Origin of the sequence: Hymenobacter lucidus (genome assembly GCF_020447265.1) — a bacterium.
GTDB lineage: Bacteria > Bacteroidota > Bacteroidia > Cytophagales > Hymenobacteraceae > Hymenobacter > Hymenobacter lucidus.
In genome coordinates this window covers 159,066-182,186 of record NZ_JAJADR010000005.1, presented here as the reverse complement: position 1 = coordinate 182,186, position 23,121 = coordinate 159,066, and the positions used below count along the sequence as shown (strand labels likewise).

The following is a 23,121-nucleotide window of genomic DNA, read 5'->3' as shown; positions in this document are numbered from 1 at the left end:
TCACAAGATTGTCACTTTTCGAAATTTTTGTGACGAACGAAAATTGCCATAAAAAAGCACGTCATGCTGAGCTTGTCGAAGCACTTCTACTGCCACAGTAAAATCAATTACTACTGCGGTAGAAGTGCTTTGACAAGCTCAGCATGACGTGCTGATTGCTTCGGATTTAGTTACTCGAAAACCCCCAGCGACTCGACGTGGGCCTTGCTGCCGTCCGTCACCCAGGCGTCGAGCTGGGCGGGGTCCTTCATCTGCTGGCCCCGGCTGCGGGGCACCACGATGTAGCCGCACCGCACGTCGGGCAGGGCCGACATATCACTCCACAGCTTCTCAATCTGGGCCACGGGGTAGATGTCTTCCTGACCGTGGCCCCAGCGGAACTTCACGTCCTTGGTCGTCACGTAGGTCGGGATGCGCTGGGCCACCGCGCGCACCGCCCGGGCTAGCTGGGTGTCGTCGGCGGCTTGCAGCTCGGCGCGGGTGAGGCCAAAGAGCTGGAGCAGCGGATCAACCTCAATCCAGGTGGTCATCGAGTTGTAGTAGCTCAACGCCAGTTCGTCCTCTTCCCGGGGCTGGGCCAGGCCTTCCAGCAGACGCACCTGCCCGTTCACGCGGGCCAGTCCGCCGCCGCGGTCCTCGATGCGGCGCGGAATGACTTCGAAGGTCAGCGCGTTGCCGGAGGCGCGGTGGTAGCCCAGGGCCGCGGCGTGCACGTCGGCCCCCAGCGTGTCGATGTTGTGGAGCATGATGGTTTCCACGGCCGGGTTTTCGCGCAGCAGGCGGGCCAAGGTGCCGTTGCGCAAGAGGTTCGACACCTCGTACCAGTGGCCGAGCGGGGAGAAGCGCTGGGCGGCAATGTTGTCGACGTAGTCGGTGCCTTCGCCTTTGCTTTTGGCCCAGCCAATCATGGTATTGCGCACCGCCTCGCGCACTTTCTGCTTGTTTTCGTCGAGGGTTTCCTGGGGCATTTCTTCCCACATAAAGCGCAAATCACGCTCCATGGGCACGAAACGCTGCCCAATCGAGCGGCCTTCCGACAGGTACACTGCGCCGTCGTAGCCATAGTTGCGGGTCTGCGCCAGCGTCTGCCGGATCGGCTCGTGGGTTAGGTAGCTGGTGGCTACAATGTGCGGAATTTGGGCCCCGTATTGCCGGGCCACGCGGCGGGTTTTGGCCAAATGGATTTCCAGGAAGCTGCGGTGCCGCCCGTTGATTTCCACAAAGGGATTCAGGGCCTTGATAACGCCCGCACCCTTGGTCCAGCGACTGCCCACGCCAGCTGCCAAGCTTAGCACAGCCACCTTACCGGCGCGAATGGCGTCTGCGCCGAGCTGCTCCACATCCTGCAAGTCGGCAAACTGCACCACGTCGGCGGCCTGCACGTCGTCGATGGCCGTTTCGGCTGGCAGGCGGTTGCGGGAAAGGCCGATTAGCCCTTTTTGCAGCTCTTCCCGGATGTCCTCGTGCTGAATGTAGTCGAAGCCATTGTCGCGCTTGATCTGCTCGGCCTTGTCATTTTCCACGCTGCGGTTGCCCTGGCTCGTGGGGTCCGACACCTTGAACAGGTTGCTGACAATGGTGCGCAGCAGCGGATACGCCAGGTTATTCTGCTCGCAGTAGGTCGTGAAATAGTCGATTTCGGCCCGGCGCAAGTAGGAAATGGATTCCGGGTCCTGCTTGACCAGCCCCGAAACGTGAATGGCGTAGTACTGCTCCGGCATCAGGGCCTCGTTGCCTTCGTGCAACGTGCTCCAGGTGCCGCGCTTATTGATGCTCCAATTGTAGACCACCGGCTCCATGGCGAAGGGCAGCGCGGCCGAGAGTTCCTGCTTGGTCGTGCGCAAGAGGTCCAGCACGCGCACCTTGTAGTCTTCGTACTTGTCGGGGTTCACGAACATGCCCATGCCCCCGCCCGACATGCCGCCCAGCATTAGGAAGCCGTAGTAGTCGGCCCCGAATTCTTGCTTGGCTTTGGTAATAATCTGCTCGGTGAAGTAAGTCGAAGCCCAGGGAATGATGGTTTTGATGGGGCCCTCAAAGTTGCGGGCCGTGTTGGCGCCCAGCTTCTGAATGTCGCCTTCCTTGATGGAGGCCAGGATGTTGTCGAAGATTTCGTTGGTCTGCTGCCGGGCGGCCGTTTCCTGCGCGCCACGCAGCAGGTACTTCTCGGTCACCATCTCCAGAATCGGGCCCACGTTGGACGCCATGCCGCCGTGCATCAGCACCAGCGACTTCATGATTCGCTCCCCGATTTCGGGGTGCACGTCCTCGCCTTCCAGCACCCGGTGCCGCGGCAGCAAAGTGCCCCGGCTGATGTCGTATTCCGGGTCGCCGGGCTGGGCGAAGGTGCCCTGAATGGCCTTGATGCCGGGCCACACGCCGCCCGAATCCTGCCAGCCGCCCCCGGAGCCGCCAATCCATTCGCCCAGAATAGCCCGCGACGCCACCAGGCGCCTCTCGTTTTCGTCGAGGCCGCCAGTCAGGTTCTTGGTCTGGCCCGTGGCCCGCATCAGCAGGCTGATAATGGAACCCAGCAGATTGGTGGAAACCGCGAAACGGGAGCCTTTGGGAATATCATTCACCTTGGTCACCAGCTCGATGCCCATGCCCGGGGCCACGATGCGCGCCAGAATTTCAGTCAGGCTCTGGTTGGTACCTTCGAAGGACGGGGGAATTAGACCCGAAGCAATAACCCCGGCTTTTACCAAGCTCAGGTAGTCGTTGCCGAAGTTGAACAAGTCGGCCAGGTCCGTCACGTCCTTGGTCGTGTTCAGGTCGATGCTGGTCAGGCGCAGCACGGGCTCCGGAATGACGCGCACGTAGCTGTGCAGCGGGGGCCGAATGTCTTTGTCGCGCCCGAACATGCCCAGGTCAATCGAGAGGTTCACGACCCGCGCGCCTTCGGGGTAATCCATGCCCAGGAAGAAGATATCCGACCAGCCGCTGTGGGTAAGGTCCATGCGCACGGAGGTGTGCTCGTGCAGCACGGGGTAGAACAACGACGAATCGGAGCGCTGCAACAGGGCCGGGTGAATCCGGATGGGGTGCTCGTCCTGGTGGCCCACGCGGAACATCCACTGGTTGCCCTTGCTGGAGCGCACACTCTTGCGCACCTGGTCGGCCAGAATCTGGAAGGAGAGGTGGTGGTAGGCGTCCGCCAGGGCGCTGAAGAGCGTAGCGTTGGGGCCGTGTTGGTCCAGCTCCCGCAAAAACGTGCTGATGGCCTGCTCGAAGCGGCGGCTCAGCAAATCCTCGAAGCCGTGGTACGGAATCTTGCCCACGGCCGGCATTTCGGGCGTTTCCTGAAGGAAAAACCGGAAGCCGGCGTACAAGAACAGGATGGCCCGCACCTTGTCATACAAGTTGGGCGTGGCCTTACGGAACTCGTCCAGCTCCCGCAGGCTGCGCAACAGCTCCCGGGCCGAGAGGCCGCGGCTCAGGGCGTAAAAGTCCCGGTTCCGCTTCTCGGGCTCGGTAGCGGTAATCGTTTCAACGAAAATATTCATGGGTGGCATCGTATGGCTGATGGCACGCAGTAACGCGAACTTTATAGTTCGCGTAGCCCGCGCCGTTAGAGTCGTTCTGGTACGCGAACTACAAAGTTCGCGCTACTCCAAAACCTACTTGCGGGTATTGGCTTCAGCCAGCAGCTCGACCATGGTCGTCAGGGTTTCGTCGTGGGCCTCACCGGCCAGGCCCAGGGCCAGCTGGGCGCGCAGCAGACCGTGGCGGCGGCTGAGGTCGTAGCGGTTACCGCGCACTTCCAAGGCCAGGTACTTCTCGGTTTCGGCCAGCTCCTGCAAGGCAGGCGTCAGCAGCACGTTGGTGGTGCCGGCGTCGAGCTGCTTTTGTAGAATCGGGAAGATGCTGGGCGTCAGCACGTGCATGCCGAAGAAGCACAGATAATAGCCCGCCCGCAGCCCCGGCGTCTGTAGTTCCAGCTCGGCGGTGCTCAACGAGGGTTTTTCGATGATTTTGTCAATCTGGTAGACGCCGGCCTGGCCGGCCACGTGTTTGCCCGTGAGCGTGCCGTAGCGGCTGATCTGGTGCTCAATGGTCGGGTTTACGGCGGCTACGGCGCATTCTTGCTGGGTGGCCAGCTCAAGCACCTGGGCAGCGCAGCGTTTCCCGGCCACATCGGATACATAGAGGTAGTCGCCGAGCAGGAGCAAAAATGGCTCGTTGCCGACAAACTCCCGGGCGCAGTATACCGCGTGGCCGTAGCCCAGGGCCTCGGTTTGCTCGGCAAATTGCAGGCGGCTGAGCAGGTGGTCGATTTTGTCGGCCTGCTGCCGGGCCCAGTCGACGTTCTGGTAAGTTTTAATTAGGTTATCACGCAGGGAAGTGAAGGCGGCCACGTACCGCGGCCCGTCGCCGGGAGCGCACACCACGCACAGCTCCTCGATGCCGCTGCCAAAGGCTTCCTCGGCAATAATCTGGATGGTGGGCTTGTGCAACCCGTCCACGTCTACCACCGGCAGCATGGCCTTCTGAATGGTGTCGGCCACCGGGTACAACCGTTGGCCGCGGGCGGCGGCAGTAATCACTGCTTTTTTGATCTTCATGGGCATTGTTTGGGTATTCACTCAGGAAAATGCCGGGAGAGAGGCGGGGTTAAGAAAAGGAGAACAGCAACTCAGCAGTGGTGGCGAATCAGCGGCTGAGCAGAGGGTATTGATGATTTATCGTTTGTGCAAAAAAAACGTCATGCTGAGCTTGTTGAGAAATTTCGCGTACTGACGTTGTTGGGAAAGGAACGTCATGCTGAGCAAAGTCGAAGCATCTCTACTGCTTGGTAGGAGTGAGGCTTTTTACAATAACCTTTTCAGCAACTATAAACGCATCCTTAGCTGAAGAACCAATAAAGCACTCTATGAAACCGCCGCTTTCTTCAAAAGATAAATCGAAGATGACCGGTTGATGATCGAAGCTGCACACCATTTTCTGGATACCCACAAATTGAAGTTTTATCTCACAATGCTTCACCTGTTTGTAGTATCCTGCTTCAACTTCATTGAGTGTTTCACAGCTTTCTATCAGAAAGGTAGCTGTTGGTAGAGATGGAGAATTTACCTTAAAAATCGTTTCGGTAATTACTGCGTCATGAAAATTCGGCCAGTAGCCGAAATGCTTCCGAACAATCTCATGGCCGATTATTCGGCTAACCGCAGGATTTTCAAGTCTGGCCATAGCAAACGATAATGTCTGTAACGAAGCGGTAGAGATGCTTCGGCGAGCTCAGCATGACGTTCTGAAAGAAAGCAACAGGGGCTAAAATAGCTTACTACTCTGCTTCAACCGCTCCACTTTCGCCCGGATTTCCTCTAAACCCAAATTGTGGATACTGCCCAGGTGCGTGGTCTGGAATTCCTTGTGGGGCACGTAGGAGCCATCTTCCACCGCCAGGCCCACTTGCTTGTACGCCGTGCGGAAGGGCGTGCCGCTTTGAATCAGCTGGTTGATGTTTTCCACCGTGAAGGTCGCGTCATACTTGGCCTGGTTGAGCAGGTCCGGCTTGATTTTCAGCTGGGGCAGGGCAAAGAGCACGATGTCGAGAATGTCCAGAAACTGCGTGAGCGGCTCGAATAGCAGCTCCTTGAGAATCTGGAAGTCGCGGTGGTAGCCGCTGGGCAGGTTGCTGATAGTGAGCGTAATCGTGTTAGGCAAGGCCTGCAACGAGTTGCACCGGGCCCGGATGAGCTCAAACACGTCGGGGTTTTTCTTGTGGGGCATGATGCTGGAGCCAGTCGTAAACTCCTTGGGCAGCTCCACGAAAGCCAGATCCTGCGAGTTATACATCACCAAGTCGTAGGCCATTTTAGCCAGCGTGGCGGCCATGCCGGCCACGGCAAAAGCCACGGTTTTCTCGGTTTTGCCCCGCAGCATTTGGGCACCCACGCTGCTCACGGCCACGTGGCCGAAGCCCATCTGCCGGGTCGTCAGCTGCCGGTCGATGGGGAAGGAGCTGCCGAAACCCGCGCCCGAGCCCAGCGGGTTCTGGTCGGCCACGGTGTGAGCGGCTTCGAACAAGGCCAGATCCAGCAGCATATGCTCGGCATAGGCCGAAAACCACAGCCCGAACGAGCTGGGCATGGCGGCCTGGAAGTGCGTGTAGCCCGGCATCAGGTCGGCTTGGTGCGCGTCGGCTTTCTGCAGCAGTACGTTTACCAGTTCCAGGGTTTTGCCCGCTATTCGCTCGGTGTAGTCTTTCAGGAAAAGCTGAATGGCGGTTAGTACCTGGTCGTTGCGGGAGCGGGCGGTGTGGATTTTCTTGCCCGCGTCGCCGAACTTCTCGGTCAGGTAGTACTCGATTTTGGAGTGCACATCCTCAAACTCGGCCTCAATGGTAAAGCTGCCCGCGACAATCTGCTGAGCTAGCTCCCCGAGACCCTGCTGGAGCTGTTCGTTTTCCTGCTCAGAAATCAGGCCGGCCTGGGTGAGCATTGTGGCCTGGGCCTGGGAGGCCTGCACGTCGAACTGCGCCAGGTACATATCCAGCTCCCGGTCTTTACCCACCGTGAACTGCTCGATCTTCTTATCAACGGCAATGCCCTTGTCCCAAATTTTCATGTTCAATTCGCTAGAGAAGCCCGACTGTCGGCGCTTCCCGGTACTACGTGTTAGGGCCGGGTTCGGCCCAGGAAAGCCAAGAAGTCGGCGTGTCGTAAACTACCCGGTATTTGTCGTTTTTACACTGCCTGGGCCACTGGTTGGCGCTTTACATTTACGTATCCATCCCACCAGCTTTCAGCGCCATGCAGAAAATAACCACCTTCCTGACCTTCAACGACCAGGCCGAGGAAGCCGCGAAACTCTATACCAGCCTTTTCCCGGATTCAGCCATTCAGCACACCACCCGCTACCCGCAAGGTACCTACATGGTCGCCGGCAGCGTGATGACGGTGGAGTTTACGTTGGCCGGACAAAAGTACGTGGCCCTGAACGGCGGACCGCACTTTACGTTTACAACCGGCATTTCGCTGTCGGTAAGCTGCCAGGATCAGGCTGAAATTGACAGTCTCTGGGACAAGCTCACGGCCGACGGTGGAGAGCCGGGCGACTGTGGCTGGCTGAAAGACCGGTTTGGCGTATCCTGGCAGATTACGCCGGCCAATCTGGTCCAGCTCCTGAGCAGCCCCGATTCGGCCCGGGCCCAGCGCAAAATGGCTGCCATGATGCAGATGCACAAACTCGACATTGCCGCCCTGGAAAACGCCTAGGCCTAGAGCTGTAGCCCTTCCAGCAGCTCGATATACGCCTTGATACCACCCCGGATTTCGTACAAATAAATGTACTCGTCGGGCGTGTGGGAGCGGGCCGAGTCGCCGGGGCCCATCTTCACCGTGGAAAATGGCATCAGCGCCTGATCCGACATGGTGGCCGAGCCGTAGGTTTTGCGGCCCAACGCTACGCCCTTGCGCACCAACACATGGTCGGGGTCGATGCGCGAGGAGTTGAGCCGCACCGAGCGGGGCACTACTTCCGACTTTAGGTGTGCCTGCACCGTGCGCACTACTTCCTCATTGGAGTAAAACTCGTTGGTGCGCACGTCCACCACGAAGCGGCAGGTATCAGGCACCACATTGTGCTGGGTGCCGGCCTGAATCTGGGTTACGGTCATCTTCACCGGCCCCAGTAGCTCCGAGGAGTTTGGAAACCGGTACTGCTGTAGCCACTGAATGTCGGACAGGGCTTTGTACAGCGCGTTTTCGCCTTCATTGCGGGCCGCGTGGCCGGTCTGGCCGTGGGCGGTGCAGTCGAGCACCACCAGGCCCTTTTCAGCAATGGCCATGTCCATCTGGGTCGGCTCGCCCACGATGCCCACGTCAATTTTGCCCAGCCGGGGCAGCAGGCTGCTGATGCCGTTGGCGCCGGAAATTTCCTCCTCGGCCGTAATGGCGCAGATCAGGTTGAAGGGCAAATCCGGCCGCTCATAGAAATACAGAAACGTAGCCAGTAAGCTCACGGCGCAGCCGCCCGCGTCATTAGAACCCAGTCCGATAAGCTTTTCGTCTTCCACTACGGCCCCAAACGGGTCGTAGGTCCAGGTGGTGCCGGGCTTCACCGTATCGTGGTGGGAGTTGAGCAGCACGGTGGGTTTGGCGGCATCGAAGTGCTTGTTTACGGCCCACACGTTGTTGCCTTCACGCTGCGGCTGGGCGCCGTGGCTTTGCAAAAAGTCCGCAATCAACTCCGCTGTGGCCGTTTCTTCCCGCGAAAAGGAAGGTGTTTTGATGAGGCGAATCAGCAATTCAATAGCTTCTTTCGTCAACCGCTCCGTTAGCTCCGGCATAAAATTGTCTTTACGGGCTCGTTGATCTTCAGCGCGTTTTCAATAACGACCCGCTCCACGCCGGCTTCCAATGCGGCAAAGGCGTTGTCGAGCTTGGGCACCATGCCGGCAGCAATTACGCCGCTGGCTTTCAGGCTTTGGTACTGCCCGGGCGTTATCTGCGCAATGACCGAATTTTCGTCGTTTACATCGGCCAGCACGCCGTCTTTTTCAAAGCAGAAATGTAGTTCGACCTGGTAAAACGGCGCCAAAGCGCGGGCCAGGGAGCTGGCAATGGTATCGGCGTTGGTATTGAGCAGCTGGCCCTGACCGTCGTGGGTGATGGCGCAAAAAACTGGCGTCAGGCCCGCGCGGAGGAGGTTTTGCAGCAATCCGGTTTCTACGCTGTGCTCGTCGATGTCGCCCACAAAGCCGTAGTCAACGTCCTTAACGGGCCGCTTCGTGGCGCGAATCACGTTGCCATCGGCACCGCTTAACCCCAATGCATTCACACCGTTTTGCTGAAGCAATGCTACCACCTGCTTGTTGGTTTTGCCAGCGTAAAACATTGTCACGATGTCGAGCGTGGCCGCGTCGGTGATGCGGCGGCCCTGCACCATTTGGGGCTCAATACCCAGGTTTTGCAGCATCTGGCTGGCCCCTTTGCCGCCGCCATGCACCACTATCTTGCGCTCCGGCACCCGGGCTAGCTCGGTCAGAAACTGACTTAGCTGGGCCGTATCGTCGATGATACCGCCGCCAATCTTAAATATTTTCAGGACTTCGCTCATAGCTACGGAAAAGAGTAAATGGGCCGCTCAGGGTGCCGTCAGGGCTTCATACGGGGCACAGTTCCCAATTGGTGAGGCAGGCCCCAAGCCGGCGCCGCTGATTTTTTTCGAACCGGAGCGGCAAAGTTTCCGAAAAAAAACATCTAGTTTTGCAACGATTTAGCGGTTTAAACGATTTAAAGCGCGAAACACTCCCTTTGCCGCCCCGCGGCCCCCGTCATGATTCGTCTCTCCTCAATTGCGCTTTTGCGACGACCGATGCAGGTCGTGCGAATAATGCCAGCTTAAGCGCTGGCTGCAATACTTCGCCGGCCATCCTTCCCAAAACCCGGCGCAGGGTCTTCCGTTACACGACCCTACTGAAGAGAACTTTTACGAATAACCGACCTTAGTCCGAGTGTAATTTCCTAGTGTGACTTTTTCCGGCCCGGTGCCGGGATGCCCCGCTCTCTGGCCTGATCCGCCAAACCCACTTCTCTTCTGGGTTTTTCCGCCAAACCGCCGCTTTCGGCGCCGGTTGCCGCGTAGCCTCGCCCACCCGCTGCGCTTCCCCTTGCTTTTCGTCTTTCCGAGTCCGTTGCCGTATAAAGAGGCGACTAACCGAGCTTTGACCATGCTATTACGAGTCGCTACTGCTGCCGATGCGCAGTATGTGGAAACCCTTTGCCAGTGGTACGAGGAATCTGCCAAAACACGCGGCGTCGGCATTGCCAAGCGTGACCCTAACTATCTGAAAAAGAAGATGGAGAAGGGTGATGCCATCATTGCCTTCGTGGATGACCAGCTGGCCGGTTTCTGCTATATCGAAACGTTTGAGGACAACAAGTTTGTCGTCAACTCCGGCCTGATCGTGAATACCGAGCTGCGCAAGGAGGGCTTGGGCCGCGCCATCAAGCACCGCGTGTTTGAGCTCTCGCGCACCAAGTACCCGGCCGCCAAAATCTTCGGTATTACTACCAGCGGGGCCGTGATGAAAATCAACTCGGAGCTGGGCTACCGCCCCGTGGCATTCCCTGACCTGACCCAGAGCGACGACTTCTGGAAGGGCTGCATGGGCTGCAAAAACTACCCGATTCTGCAGGAAAACCAGCGCAAGATGTGCCTCTGCACCGGTATGGTCTACGACAAGCTCGACGACCAGTTCAGCCAGAAAACCATTGAAATCCTGAGCCAGGAGCAGTCTTAGCAACCGGCAGGAAAACACCAGAACGTCATGCTTCATCTATCGTCCGCGAAGTAGAAGCATCCCGCAGGCTGACGTCTGGGTTACCATTGCAACCGCAGCACGTGAGATTCCTCGCAAGCTCGGAATGACGTTCTAATATCCCCTCAATACATGAAAAAGGTAGTTTTAGCGTACAGCGGCGGTTTGGATACCTCCTTTTGCGTGGTGTACCTGACCCGCGAGCTGGGTTTGGAAGTGCACACGGTTATCGTCAACTCCGGCGGCTTCTCTGAGGAAGAGCTTACGGCTATTGAGAAGCGGGCCTACGAGTTGGGCTCTACCAAGCACGAGGTAATCGACGTCACCCAGCGCTTCTACCAGGACTGCCTGCGCTACCTGATTTTCGGCAACGTACTGAAAAACGATACCTACCCGCTGAGCGTCAGCGCTGAGCGGATGTTTCAGAGTCTGGCGTTGGCCGAGTATGCTCGGGAGCACAAAGCCGACTACATTGCCCACGGCAGCACCGGTGCCGGCAACGACCAGGTGCGCTTCGACGTGGCCTTCTCGGTGATTTCGCCCAACACCGAAATCATCACCCCAATTCGGGATTTGAAGCTGAGCCGCCAGGCCGAAATCGACTTTCTGAACCAGCACGGCTTTGAAATGAGCTGGGAGAAGGCCAAATACTCGATTAACAAAGGCATCTGGGGCACCAGCGTGGGCGGCGTCGAAACGCTGACTTCGCACCAGGCTCTGCCCGAATCAGCTTACCCCACGCAACTCAGCGCCACGGAGCCGACCAGCATTGAAATTACCTTCGAAAAAGGCGAGCCGGTGGCCCTGAATGGCGAAACCATGAACCCGGTGGCGCTGATTCAGGCTCTCAACGAGCTGGCTGGCGCTTACGCCATTGGCCGCGACACCCATGTCGGCGACACGATTTTGGGCATTAAGGGCCGCGTGGGCTTCGAGGCCCCGGCCCCGCTGATTCTGCTCAAGGCCCACCACTTGCTGGAAAAGCACACCTCCAGCCGCTGGCAGTTGCTGCACAAGGACTACGTGGCCAACTGGTACGGCACGCTGCTGCACGAGGCTCAGTACCTCGACCCGGTGATGCGCGACTTCGAAGCTTTCCTCACCTCGTCGCAGGAGCGGGTGTCGGGCAAGGTATTCGTGACCTTGAAGCCTTACCAATTTGAGCTGCAGGGCATCGAGTCGCAGTACGATATGATGCGCTCCAAAGTAGCCACTTACGGCGAGGAAAACGACGCATGGGACGGCCGCGACGCCAAAGGCTTTATCAAGATTTTCAGCAACCAGCTGCGCATCCACTCTTCCTTCAACGATGAAAATTAAGGTCGGTATTGTCGGCGGCGCGGGCTACACGGCCGGGGAGCTGATCCGCATTCTGCTCTACCACGAGTTCGTGGAGCTGGGCGCCATCGTCAGCTCGTCCAATGCAGGCAACACGGTGCATCAGGTACACGATGACCTGGTGGGCGACACCAACTTGGTATTTGCCGCTGAGCTGGTCGGCGACGAGGACGTAGTGTTTCTGTGCCTGGGCCACGGCAACTCGAAAGCCTGGCTGGAGAAAAATGCGCTGCCCGACACGACCCATGTTATTGACCTGAGCAACGACTTCCGCCTGGAAGCCGACGCCGAGTTTGCCGACCGGGAATTCGTGTACGGGTTGCCGGAACTCAACAAAGGGCGGATTCAGCAGGCTCAGAACATTGCTAATCCCGGCTGCTTTGCCACCGCTATTCAGCTAGCCTTGCTGCCGCTGGCCCAGGCCGGCAAGCTGACCGAGGATGTGCACGTGTCGGCCATAACGGGCTCCACGGGGGCGGGGCAGAGCCTGGCGGAAACGGTGCACTTCTCCTGGCGCTCCAACAATATGTCCATCTACAAGCCTTTTACGCACCAGCACTTGGGCGAAATAGGGGAGAGTCTGGCGCAGTTGCAGCACGAGTTGGACGTGGATATTCACTTTATCCCATACCGTGGCAATTTCGCCCGGGGCATCTTCGCCAGTGTTTACACGCCTTCGGAGTTAAGCCAGGACGAGGCGCGGGAGCTGTACCGGAAGTTCTACGCCGACGCCCCGTTCACCACGGTTTCGGACAAGGAAGTACATTTGAAGCAGGTAATCAACACCAACAAATGTCTGCTGCACGTGCAGAAAGTGGGCAAGCAACTGCTCATCACCTCGGTTATCGATAACCTGGTGAAAGGTGCTTCGGGTCAGGCAATTCAGAATATGAACCTCCTTTTTGGCCTGCCGGAAACGACGGGACTCAACCTTAAATCGGTGCTTTTCTAATGGAGCTTTTCAACGTATATCCGCTCGTCAACATCACGCCCGTCAAGGCGCTGGGCGCTAAGCTGTGGGACGACAAAGGCCAGGAATACCTGGATTTCTATGGCGGCCACGCCGTTATTTCCATCGGCCACAGTCACCCGCATTACGTGCAGCGCCTCACCGAGCAACTGCAGAACATTGGCTTCTACTCCAACTCGGTGCAGATTCCGATTCAGCAGCAGCTGGCGCACAAGCTGGGCCAGGTGTCGGGCTACGAAAGCTACTCGCTGTTTCTGTGCAACTCCGGCGCTGAAGCCAACGAAAACGCCCTGAAGCTGGCGTCCTTCCACACCGGCAAAAAGCGAGTCATTGCGTTCAAAGGCGCGTTTCACGGCCGGACCTCGGGCGCAGTAGCGGCTACCGATAACCCCAAAATCGTCGCGCCTTTCAACGCCGACCATACTATTTCCTTCGTGGAATACGACCTGGCCGCCGTGGAGCAGGTGCTGCAGGGTGGCGACGTTTGCGCGGCCATCATCGAGCCGATTCAGGGCGTGGGTGGCATCATCATGCCTTCCGATGAATTCCTGCAAAGCCTGGCCGCGCTGTGCAAGCAGTACGGCGCTCTGCTCATTGCCGACGAAGTGCAGAGCGGTTACGGCCGCAGCGGTAAGTTCTTTGCCCACCAACACGCCGGTATTCAGCCCGACGTTATTTCCGTCGCCAAAGGCATGGGCAACGGCTTTCCCATCGGCGGTATCCTGATTTCGCCCGAGCTGAAAGCCTCCTACGGTTTGCTGGGTACTACCTTCGGCGGCAACCACTTGGCCTGCGCCGCCGCGCTGGCCGTGCTGGAAGTTATTGAGCAGGAAAACCTGCTGAACCACGCTGCCGAGCTGGGCGCTTACCTGCGCAATGAGTTGGAAGCCAATGCCGGGGCTGAGGAAATCAGGGGCCGGGGTTTGATGGTGGGCATCAAATACGACTTCGCCATCAAAGACGTGCGTGACAAGTTGCTGTCGGACTTCCATATCTTTGTCGGCAACGCATCCGACCCGACCGTGCTCCGCTTACTCCCTCCCCTCAATATAACCAAGGCCGAAGTTGACCGATTCCTGCAGGCGCTATATGCCTTAACAGAGAAATCGGTTAACGTCATTCAGCAGGCCTCCGCGCTGGACTAAAAACTTCTTCCCCTCCTCGCTTGATGTGCAACATCATCTGAGGAGGGGATTTTAGTACCCGCATAGCCTAAGTCACTCACTAGAATTTCCATCAATTGATGAAGCAAGTAAAGCTGGTGCTGGAAGATGGCACCGAAATCCAGGGCGAATCCTTTGGCGCGTTTACGTCTGCCGCGGGTGAAGTCGTATTCAGCACGGCCATGACCGGCTACCCCGAAAACCTCACCGACCCGTCCTTCGCCGGCCAGATTCTGGTGCTCACCTACCCCATGGTGGGCAACTACGGCGTGCCCGGCGAGGAATTGTACGAGTCGATTTCGAAGATTTTCGAGTCGGACAAGATTCACATTGCCGGCCTGGTGGTGAATTACTACTCCGAGGAGCACAGCCACTGGAACGCCGCCAAGAGCCTAGGCGACTGGCTCAAGGAGTACAACATTCCCGGCATCTTCGGCGTGGATACCCGCATGCTGACCAAAATCCTGCGGGAGAAAGGTGCCATGCTGGGTAAAATCGTGGCCGAGGAAGACGTGGAACTGCACGACCCCAACCAGGACAATCTGGTGGCCCAGGTGAGCCCCACCGAGGTGCAGCACTACGGCACGGGCCAGCACAAAATCGTGCTTGTCGACTGCGGCACCAAGACCAACATCATCCGCTGCTTCCTCCAGCGCGACGTGGAGCTCATCCGCGTGCCCTGGGACTACGATTTCACCACGCTCGACTACGACGGCCTGTTCCTGAGCAACGGCCCCGGCGACCCGAAAATGTGCGAGCCGACCATACAGCACCTGCAAACCGCGCTGGGGCAGGACAAGCCCATTTTCGGCATCTGCCTGGGCTCCCAGCTCATGGGCCTGGCTGCGGGCGGCGACACGTTCAAGCTCAAGTACGGCCACCGCAGCCACAACCAGCCCGTGCTGCTCACCGGCACCAAGCGCAGCTACATCACCAGCCAGAACCACGGCTTCGCCGTCGATACCGACACGCTGCCGGCCGAGTGGGAAATGTTGTTTGAGAACCTGAACGACGGCACCTGCGAAGGTATCCGCCACAAGACCAAGCCCTTTTTCTCCACCCAGTTCCACCCCGAAGCTGCCGGCGGCCCCGAGGATACGGAGTACCTGTTCGACGACTTCTTGAAGGCTGTGGCGGAGTATAAGGCAGCTAAGTAGAACGTCAAGCTGAGCTTGCCGCAGCATCTCTACCAGTTGCAAGTATTCTAACCAACAACGAAACCCGACTGCCCTTTTAACACGGCCTGATTTACGGTCTGTTACCAACCCTTAGAATGAACAAACCCAACAAAGTTCTCATCCTCGGTTCCGGCGCGCTCAAGATTGGGGAGGCCGGTGAGTTCGATTACTCCGGCTCCCAGGCCCTCAAAGCCCTGAAAGAGGAAGGCATTCGCACCATCCTCATCAACCCCAACATTGCCACCGTGCAGACGTCGGACAATATTGCCGACGATGTCTACTTCCTGCCCGTGACGCCCTACTTCGTGGAGGAAGTCATCAAAAAGGAAAAGCCCGATGGTATTCTGGTGGCTTTCGGCGGCCAAACGGCCCTGAACTGCGCCGTGGCCCTGTTCCGCGGCGGCGTATTCGAGAAGTACAACGTGAAGGTGCTGGGCACGCCCGTGCAAAGCATCATCGACACCGAGGACCGGGATATTTTCAAGGAAAAGCTCGAGCAGATTGGGGTGCTCTCAGCCCGCAGCGTGGCCGTAACGACCATGGAGGACGCGCTGGCCGCAGCCGAGAAAATCGGCTTCCCGATTATCGTGCGGGCGGCGTTTGCGCTGGGCGGTTTGGGTAGTGGCTTCGCCAATAACATGGACGAGCTACGGACCCTGGCCCAGAAATCCTTCACGACTTCCGACCAGATTCTGGTGGAAGAGTCGCTGAAAGGGTGGAAGGAAGTGGAGTACGAAGTGGTGCGCGACCAGTATGATAACTGCATTACGGTCTGCAACATGGAGAACTTCGACCCTATCGGTATTCACACCGGGGAAAGCATCGTGGTGGCTCCGTCGCAGACCCTAAGCAACCGCGAATACCACAAGCTGCGCAGCATCGGTATCAAGACCATCCGCCACCTGGGCATCGTGGGTGAGTGCAATATTCAGTACGCCCTCGACCCTGTGTCGGAAGACTACCGCGTGATTGAGGTGAATGCCCGCCTGTCGCGCTCCTCGGCCCTGGCTTCCAAGGCCACGGGCTACCCGCTGGCGTTTGTGGCGGCCAAGCTGAGTTTGGGCTACTCGCTGTCGGAGCTCAAAAACAGCGTAACCCAGACGACTTCGGCCTTTTTTGAGCCGGCCCTAGACTACGTGGTGGTGAAGTTGCCGCGCTGGGACTTGGGCAAGTTCGAGGGCGTAAACCGGCAGATCGGCTCGGCCATGAAGAGCGTGGGCGAGGTAATGGCCATTGGTAAATCGTTCGAGGAAGCCATTCAGAAGGGCCTGCGGATGCTGGACACCGGCAAGCGCGGCTTCGTGGCCAACAAGCCCGAGCAGGTCGATACTGCCACCATCGATAAGCTGCTGAGCGAGCCGAACGAGGAACGCATCTTCGCCATCAACCTGGCCTTCGAGGCTGGCTATACGCTCGACCAGGTGCACGATCTGACCAAGATTGACCACTGGTTCTTGCAGCGCCTGATGACCATTTTCCAGCTGGGTAATAAGCTGGCCGAAGGTCGGGCCACCGGCCTGGCCGGGCTGGAAACCCAATTGCTGCGCGAAGCCAAGAAAGCCGGTTTCTCGGATCAGCAGATTGCCGTGAAGCTGCTCGGCGAAGGCGACGTGAAAGCCGACGAACTGCTAGTGCGGGCCCGCCGCAAGGCCCTGGGCGTGCTGCCCGTCATCAAGCAGATTGACACGCTGGCCGCCGAATTCCCGGCCAAAACCAACTACCTCTACAGCACCTACCACGGCACCGAAAACGACCTGGCCCAGGAAACCAGCAAGTCCATCGTGGTGCTGGGCTCGGGCGTGTACCGCATTGGCAGCTCCGTGGAGTTCGACTGGTGCGGGGTAAATGCCGTGCAGACGGCCGCTGCCGAGGGCTACAAAACCATCATCATCAACTACAACCCCGAAACGGTCAGCACCGACTACGACGTGTCGGACCGGCTGTACTTCGAGGAGCTGAGCTTCGAGCGGGTGATGGACATTCTGGACTTTGAGCAGCCCCAGGGCGTGATTCTGAGCACCGGTGGCCAGATTCCCAACAACCTGGCAATGCGTCTGGAAGAGGCCCAAGCGCCGATTCTGGGTACCACGGCGGCCATGATTGACCAGGCCGAAAACCGCCACAAGTTCAGCAGCATCATGGATGAGCTCGGCATTGCTCAGCCCCGCTGGAAGGAGCTGACCTCGCTGGAAGCCATGCACCAGTTCGTGCAGGAAGTTGGCTTCCCAGTGCTGATTCGACCTTCCTACGTCTTGTCGGGGGCGGCTATGAACGTCGTGTCCAACACCTTTGAGCTGGAGAACTTCCTGCAAACGGCTAAGGAAGTCAGCGCGGAGTATCCGGTGGTGGTGTCCGAATTTATCCAGGATGCCAAGGAAATAGAGCTGGACGCGGTGGCCGACAAAGGCGAAATTGTGAGCTACGCCATTTCTGAGCACGTGGAGTTTGCCGGCGTGCACTCCGGCGACGCTACCATGTACTACCCACCCCAGAAGGTGTACGTGCGCACCGTGCGCAAGCTCAAAATCATTGCCGAGAAGATTGCTAAGCGCTACGAAATCAGCGGGCCGTTCAACATTCAGTTCCTGGAAAAGGGCGGCGAAATCCGCGTCATTGAGTGCAACATTCGCGCCTCGCGCAGCTTCCCCTTCGTGTCGAAAGTATCGGGCCGCAACCTGATTCAGAAAGCTACGCAGGTGCTGCTGGGCAAGAAAGTGGAGCGCGACGAGAGTGAGCGGGTCTACGATTTGCCCTTCGTGGGTGTGAAAGCCCCGCAGTTCTCCTTCACCCGCCTGCCCGGCGCCGACCCAGTGATGCGCGTCGACATGGTGAGTACCGGTGAAGTAGGCTGCCTCGGCGACACGGCCGAGGAAGCCCTGCTGAAGTCGATGCTGAGCGTGGGCTACAAGATTCCCCAGAAAACGGTGCTGATTTCCGGTGGCCCCATCAAGTCGAAAGTAGCCTTGCTGTCGGCCGTAGAGCTGCTGGTGAAGAAAGGCTACCAAATTTACGCCACCCAGGGCACGCACCGCTTCTTCGCCGAAAACAGCATCCCGAGCAGCCAACTCTTCTGGCCCGATGAAATGGTAGAGCCCAACGTGCTGACCTACCTCAAGGAGAAGAAAATCGACCTGGTCATCAACATCCCGAAGAACCTCTCGAAGGGTGAGCTGGACAACGACTACAAAATCCGCCGCACGGCCGTGGATTTCGGCATCCCGCTACTGACGAATGCGCGGCTTGCCAAGGCGTTTATCCAGGCTTTCTGCAAGCTGGAGCTGAAGGATCTGAAGATCAAGAGCTGGAACGAGTATAAGGCTATGTAAGACCTGTGGTAAAAAAAGTGGAGCAACTCAAAGTAATTTGAGTTGCTCCACTTTTTTAGTGTTTGGTGACTAGTATCCGATTAACAGTTTATGACTAAAAAGACTTTATTCAAAGCTCTAATTATAGTAATAGGCTGCCTTGTAATTTTTGTGTTTGCTTTCGACAACACTTGGTTTGAACGGCCGCTAAAAGCAACAGCTGGTAAAGCTTTATTCAACTCGCCTGGGACTCGGTTAGAGCTCAAATGCAGCCGGGACTTTCTTGGACTTACGAATCACGGCGAAGCGTTTGAATTCTACCAATACGCTGTTTCTAATTCAGACGGAATAAAGGTTGGGTCCAACTCTACCTTGCCAGATTTTGAGAATGGCCTTTACGATCAACAACCAAGTATATTACAAAACGTCAAATCTTCTTCGTGGCAATCTACACCAGTACGTACAGAAGATACGGTTTACATGGCTGTAGCTGAATTTGGTAATCTTGATGGTTATAGTTGCAGTAAGCATTTTGTGCTAAATAAATATCTCAAAAGATCTGGTAGCTATTACGCTTTCTTCGCGGCTTACCCAGTCGGTAATTTCGTTTATGTATGGGTTCCTGCTGAACAGAAGTTGTTTCTAATCAAAAAGAGAGGTTGACGCATTTGCGTCGATAACCACTCATCCTACACACCACCCCACATGAAAAATTTCACCTCCTTCGCCGATGCCGGCGACTATCAGGCGCTGCTCAACAAAGCCCTCGAAATCAAGGCCGACCCCTTTGGCTACCAGCACGTAGGCCGCAACAAAACCGTCGGGCTGATTTTCTTTAACCCCAGCCTGCGCACCCGGCTCAGCTCTATCAAGGCAGCATATAACCTGGGCGCGCAAGCCTGGGTACTCAACGCCGGTGCCGACTCCTGGACCCTGGAAATGGCCGACGGCGCGGTGATGAACGGCACTACCCAGGAGCATATTAAGGATGCCATTGCCGTGATGAGCCAGTACTGCGACGTGCTGGGCGTGCGCACCTTTCCCACGCTCAAGGACCGCGAAGCCGACTACAGCGAAGAGGTCTTCAACAAGATTATGAAGTACGCCACGGTGCCCGTTATCAGCCTGGAAAGTGCCACGCTGCACCCGCTGCAAAGCTTTGCCGACCTGATTACGGTGGCCGAGTACAAGCAGACCGAGCGGGTGAAAGTGGTACTCACCTGGGCCCCGCACGTGCGGGCCTTGCCGCAATGCGTGCCCAACTCCTTCGCCGACTGGTTTTCGGAAATCAGCTGGGTGGATTTTGTCATTACTCATCCTAAGGGTTATGAGCTCGACGAGCGGTTTACTAAGGGTGCCCGGATTGAGTACGACCAAAAAAAGGCCTTCGAGGGCGCCGACTTCATCTACGCCAAAAACTGGAGCAGCTACCACGACTACGGCCAGGTGCTGAGCCAGGACCAGAGCTGGCTCGTGGATACGGCCCACATGAACCTCACCAACAACGGCAAGCTCATGCACTGCCTGCCCATCCGCCGCAACGTGGAAGTGTCGGATGCCGTGCTGGATTCACCCGCCGCGCTGATTATTCCTGAAGCCGGCAACCGGGTTTTCTCGATGCAAACCGTGCTGCACGAGTTGCTGAGTTAATAGCCGGCCGGCAGTGTGCCGCCCAGTACCGGTTGCTGCATACTGGTTTCAGAAAAAAAGGCGACGAAGAAGCCCGGAATTTCCGGACTTCTTCGTCGCCTTTTTTTAGCCTGATAAGTTGTGCAGATGGCTAGTCCAGCACGAAGATGCGCACGTCGTATATTTTCTGGATAACATACTGAGCAATGCCGCCCGTCACGGTCACGATTACCTGCGTATTGCCTGTTTTTAGCGAGTTGAGCGTCCAGACGATGTTGGTGCCCTGGATGCCCGCCTTCTCCAGCGTCAGAACCGATGGGTCGAACTTCATCGTTACGGTACCGCCAGTCGGCACCCGGTCACCTTCCTGAATGTTGAAAGGCATCTTGAACAGAACGTTGATTTTCTGGTTGTCGGGCTGCATGAGCTGCGGAGCGGCGTGTGGAGCTTCGACCGGGGCGGCGGCTGGGGCGGCACCCGCTGCAGCCTGGGCAGGAGCAGTAGTGGCTTTTTCAGTCGCCTCATTTTCGGCGGGAGGGATGAAGCCGCCCAGGAAACGCACCGGTACTGCCACGCCACTGGGGTGGTTGGCCGTGGCGATAATAACACTACCGGAGGGGGCTACCCGGGAAGGCATCTGGAGCTGAAATGCCTGTTCGTGGGTGTAATGTTCGTACGATTCCGGGTCGGCCAGGGGCCCGGTCCAGCCCTCCAGGTTAAACTTGTAGCCGCCCAGCCAGCTTTGCCGCTCAAATTGGATGCCAGTCGTGTAGTTGCGCGCCTCGCCTTCGGCAGATAGGGTCAGCGTTTGGGTGTGTACATTATAGGAAGCCGCCAGTTTATCGGCCGGGATTGGTCCAAGAAAGCCCATGGTATAATTGTGTCAGAAAGGGTGAGAAGGAATGCCCGCCGCGGGTTGAAGCGCGGCCCGGAATAGCCGACGGCGGCCGGCAACGGTTACGTGGTGTATTCGTGGGCGAGACTTGGCACGTAACCACCGCAACCCTCCCCTGAGCTACATGACAAAGGAAGTGCAGCCGGCCTCGGGTATTCAGCGTAGTAATACGCCTTTTTTTAACCACGTATTTCTACCTGCCTAGCTTGCAATAGGCTATGCAGGAGCTGGTTGGCTGGCGGCACGCTTCGATTAGGCAGTGGTTGACTTTACGGCTGTAAAAAGGTAAATTCAGTGTCCACTTTATCTTTTGAAGTCATGGAGAATCAGGCTGAAAAACGGGCCCGAATGCTGGTTGAGCAATGGCTGGTGGCCCACCCGGAACGTGTGCGGAACCGCCGGCGCAAACCCGACGACTTTCTGAACTGGAAGCTGGCTGCCATTCGCTCGGTGCGGGATGGAAACCCCTACGACGTGGAGAATATCCTGAGCTGGCTAGCCACGCAGGCCGAAGGCGCGGCCATGGAGGATTAGCGTAATTCTGAAAAACGAAAAGCCCGCCGGATTCCTCCAGCGGGCTTTTTGTTGAACGTGGCTCGGGGCTTACTGCTTCACAAACTTGGTCGTGAGTTGGGTTTTAGTATCCTCGTAGCGCACCAGGTAAATGCCACCGGTCAGGGTACCGGCGTCCACGGCCGTGTGTTCGGTGCCGGCTGCTACGGGCAGCTGGGCCACCTGTCGGCCCTCCATGCTGTATATCAGCACTTTGGCCAGCTTACCAGCCAGCGGGTGCGTCACGGTCAGTTGGGCCCTGGCGGGGTTAGGATACACGCCCAGACCCATTTTCAGGCTTTCCGAGGCTTTAGTGCCCATCACCACGGCCGTAAGGCCGTTGAGGTAGTTTTCCAGCATAGTGTAGCCGCTGGCGCTCCGCACGCTACGGTCCGAAGCGTCGTTAGGATTCAGGCCGTTGGCCAGCTCAAAGGTATCGGTCATGCCGTCGTGGTCGGTATCGGCGGGGGCAGTGCCGCAGGTGAGCGTAGGCCAGGCGCTTTGCGAGATGCTGTAGGCCGTGCCATGAGCGTAGCCGCCCTGCACGTCGATGAGGCGACCTTTACGCTCCTGCACATTGCGGATGATCCGCTGGTCGAGCGTGTCGCGGGCGGGCAGTACGGCTCCCACATTGGCCAGCACCGCGTCGTAAGCGGCCTGGGCCGACTGCGTGGGCATGGGCAAAATATTAAACGGCGTCGTGACTTTAGCCTGAGCCGTGTCGGTGCGGGCCCCACCGGCCATAACCACGCCCAGCCAGTTGCGGTTCGTGACGGCCGGGTAGCCGTCTACGTAGTTGCCGGTCATGTATACCTTGGGGTAGGGCAGCACTGGGGCGGTGGTCTGCTTGCCCGGGTTCATAATCATCGACCTCACCGGCACGCTGGACGAGCTTCCGGTGCTGGTGCTGGGGCCATACTTGTAGTAGTTGTTGACGACGTTGTAGTTGCCGCCTTCCCCGCCATTGGTGCTGTAGCTGGCCCAGTTGTAGATAACGTTGTTGCGGAAGTCTCCATTTTCCTGGCCTGCGGTGTAGGGCGGCAGGTTGCGGCTGCCCTCGAAGCGCGGGTTGCGGCCCCGGCAGTGGGCAAACAGATTGTGGTGAAACGAGGCATTACGCCCGCCCCAGATGCCGCCGTAGCCGTGGCGCTCAAAATCAGTATCACCGGTTTCGAAGTGGTAGGAATAGTCGAGCGGCTCGCTCATCAGGTTCCACTGCAAGGTGGTACTGTCGCCACGGTACACGCTCAAGGCCTCATCGGTGCTCCAGCTCATGGTGCAGTGGTCAATGATAATGTTTTTGCGGCCCGTACCACCAAAGGCGTCGTCGGCGCCCGCGCCGTTTACCATACCCTTGTTCTGGAACCGGTCGCCCATCCGGAACCGCACGAACCGCACAATGACGTTGTCGGCTCCGATGGTGACGGGGTAATCGGCCAGGCAGATGCCTTCGCCGGGCGCGGTCTGGCCCGCCACGGTGGTGTTAGCCTTGTTGAAGCTCAGCGCTGAAGTCAGGTGAATAGTACCACACACCCGAAACACGATAGTGCGGTGCGCGGCGGCCTGGTTGATGGCGTAGCGCAGGGTACCGGGCGTATTGGTATCAGCCAGCGAAGTTACTTCGAATACAGTGGTGGGCACGGCTGCCGTACCGCGGCCACCCTTGGTATACTTGCCGGCTCCCTCGGCCCCCGGAAACGAAATGAGCTGGGCCTGCGCCCCGATGGCCGGAACCAGCAACGACAGGGCCAGGGCCAGGCTCAGCCGGCTTGGCGCAGCGCGGACAGCGCTTTTCAGCGGGGTAAAATTCAGGAGCATAGAGGC

General features: G+C 57.9%; 18 protein-coding genes. 10 read left to right on the top strand and 8 right to left on the bottom strand.

The window, feature by feature from the left end; translation table 11 throughout:
- Positions 1–170: 170 nt before the first annotated feature.
- The 4 genes from LGH74_RS17075 to argH form a co-directional block, all read right to left on the bottom strand.
- On the bottom strand, positions 171–3,506 hold the full coding sequence (locus tag LGH74_RS17075; RefSeq protein ID WP_226177512.1) for a UTP--glucose-1-phosphate uridylyltransferase: 3,336 nt from the start codon (positions 3,504–3,506) through the stop codon (positions 171–173).
- A 114-nt stretch (positions 3,507–3,620) separates the two neighbouring features.
- Positions 3,621–4,565: a UTP--glucose-1-phosphate uridylyltransferase gene (locus LGH74_RS17070; protein ID WP_226177510.1), complete on the bottom strand. Its 945-nt coding sequence runs from the start codon at positions 4,563–4,565 to the stop codon at positions 3,621–3,623.
- A 220-nt stretch (positions 4,566–4,785) separates the two neighbouring features.
- Positions 4,786–5,190, bottom strand: a complete 405-nt coding sequence (locus LGH74_RS17065) for an Imm50 family immunity protein (RefSeq protein ID WP_226177508.1) — start codon at positions 5,188–5,190, stop codon at positions 4,786–4,788.
- Between the two features lie 81 nt (positions 5,191–5,271).
- Positions 5,272–6,570 carry an argininosuccinate lyase gene (argH, locus tag LGH74_RS17060; protein ID WP_226177506.1) on the bottom strand — a complete coding sequence of 433 codons (1,299 nt, stop codon included), beginning with the start codon at positions 6,568–6,570 and terminating at the stop codon, positions 5,272–5,274.
- A gap of 185 nt (positions 6,571–6,755) precedes the next feature.
- Between argH and LGH74_RS17055 the strand changes: the two genes are divergently transcribed.
- Positions 6,756–7,220 (top strand): VOC family protein, encoded by a 465-nt coding sequence (locus tag LGH74_RS17055; RefSeq protein ID WP_226177504.1) that lies wholly within the window; start codon positions 6,756–6,758, stop codon positions 7,218–7,220.
- A gap of 2 nt (positions 7,221–7,222) precedes the next feature.
- Here LGH74_RS17055 and LGH74_RS17050 read toward each other — a convergent pair whose 3' ends face one another.
- Positions 7,223–8,293, bottom strand: coding sequence for a M20 family metallo-hydrolase (locus LGH74_RS17050; protein ID WP_226177502.1), 1,071 nt, complete (start codon positions 8,291–8,293; stop codon positions 7,223–7,225).
- A complete protein-coding gene (argB, locus tag LGH74_RS17045) occupies positions 8,281–9,063 on the bottom strand; it encodes an acetylglutamate kinase (protein WP_226177500.1) in 783 nt (260 codons plus the stop codon). Before argB ends, LGH74_RS17050 begins: the two co-directional genes overlap by 13 nt.
- A 613-nt stretch (positions 9,064–9,676) precedes the next feature.
- Here argB and LGH74_RS17040 point away from each other — a divergent pair.
- The 8 genes from LGH74_RS17040 to LGH74_RS17005 all read left to right on the top strand — a co-directional run bounded on the left by LGH74_RS17040 (position 9,677) and on the right by LGH74_RS17005 (position 19,871).
- Positions 9,677–10,249 carry a GNAT family N-acetyltransferase gene (locus LGH74_RS17040; RefSeq protein WP_226177498.1) on the top strand — a complete coding sequence of 191 codons (573 nt, stop codon included), beginning with the start codon at positions 9,677–9,679 and terminating at the stop codon, positions 10,247–10,249.
- 150 nt (positions 10,250–10,399) lie between these two features.
- The gene (gene argG / locus LGH74_RS17035) at positions 10,400–11,587 is read left to right on the top strand and encodes an argininosuccinate synthase (protein WP_226177496.1); all 1,188 of its coding nucleotides are present in this window, start codon (positions 10,400–10,402) and stop codon (positions 11,585–11,587) included.
- A complete protein-coding gene (argC, locus tag LGH74_RS17030; RefSeq protein WP_226177493.1) occupies positions 11,577–12,557 on the top strand; it encodes an N-acetyl-gamma-glutamyl-phosphate reductase in 981 nt (326 codons plus the stop codon). Before argG ends, argC begins: the two co-directional genes overlap by 11 nt.
- On the top strand, positions 12,557–13,720 hold the full coding sequence (locus tag LGH74_RS17025; protein ID WP_226177491.1) for an aspartate aminotransferase family protein: 1,164 nt from the start codon (positions 12,557–12,559) through the stop codon (positions 13,718–13,720). Before argC ends, LGH74_RS17025 begins: the two co-directional genes overlap by 1 nt.
- Positions 13,721–13,818: 98 nt before the next feature.
- On the top strand, positions 13,819–14,895 hold the full coding sequence (gene carA / locus LGH74_RS17020) for a glutamine-hydrolyzing carbamoyl-phosphate synthase small subunit (RefSeq protein ID WP_226177490.1): 1,077 nt from the start codon (positions 13,819–13,821) through the stop codon (positions 14,893–14,895).
- Between the two features lie 116 nt (positions 14,896–15,011).
- The gene (gene carB, locus LGH74_RS17015) at positions 15,012–18,242 is read left to right on the top strand and encodes a carbamoyl-phosphate synthase (glutamine-hydrolyzing) large subunit (protein ID WP_226177488.1); all 3,231 of its coding nucleotides are present in this window, start codon (positions 15,012–15,014) and stop codon (positions 18,240–18,242) included.
- A 90-nt stretch (positions 18,243–18,332) separates the two neighbouring features.
- Entirely contained in the window at positions 18,333–18,884 is a 552-nt protein-coding gene (locus LGH74_RS17010) for a hypothetical protein (RefSeq protein WP_226177486.1), read from the top strand.
- Between the two features lie 42 nt (positions 18,885–18,926).
- The gene (locus LGH74_RS17005; RefSeq protein ID WP_226177484.1) at positions 18,927–19,871 is read left to right on the top strand and encodes an N-acetylornithine carbamoyltransferase; all 945 of its coding nucleotides are present in this window, start codon (positions 18,927–18,929) and stop codon (positions 19,869–19,871) included.
- A gap of 130 nt (positions 19,872–20,001) precedes the next feature.
- Here LGH74_RS17005 and LGH74_RS17000 read toward each other — a convergent pair whose 3' ends face one another.
- Positions 20,002–20,721, bottom strand: coding sequence for a hypothetical protein (locus LGH74_RS17000; protein WP_226177482.1), 720 nt, complete (start codon positions 20,719–20,721; stop codon positions 20,002–20,004).
- 342 nt (positions 20,722–21,063) lie between these two features.
- Here LGH74_RS17000 and LGH74_RS16995 point away from each other — a divergent pair, with 342 nt between their 5' ends.
- Positions 21,064–21,279, top strand: a complete 216-nt coding sequence (locus LGH74_RS16995; RefSeq protein WP_226177480.1) for a hypothetical protein — start codon at positions 21,064–21,066, stop codon at positions 21,277–21,279.
- Between the two features lie 69 nt (positions 21,280–21,348).
- On the opposite strand, the gene LGH74_RS16990 is transcribed toward LGH74_RS16995, so the two are convergent.
- The gene (locus tag LGH74_RS16990) at positions 21,349–23,115 is read right to left on the bottom strand and encodes a T9SS type A sorting domain-containing protein (RefSeq protein WP_226177478.1); all 1,767 of its coding nucleotides are present in this window, start codon (positions 23,113–23,115) and stop codon (positions 21,349–21,351) included.
- Between the last annotated feature and the right edge of the window lie 6 nt (positions 23,116–23,121).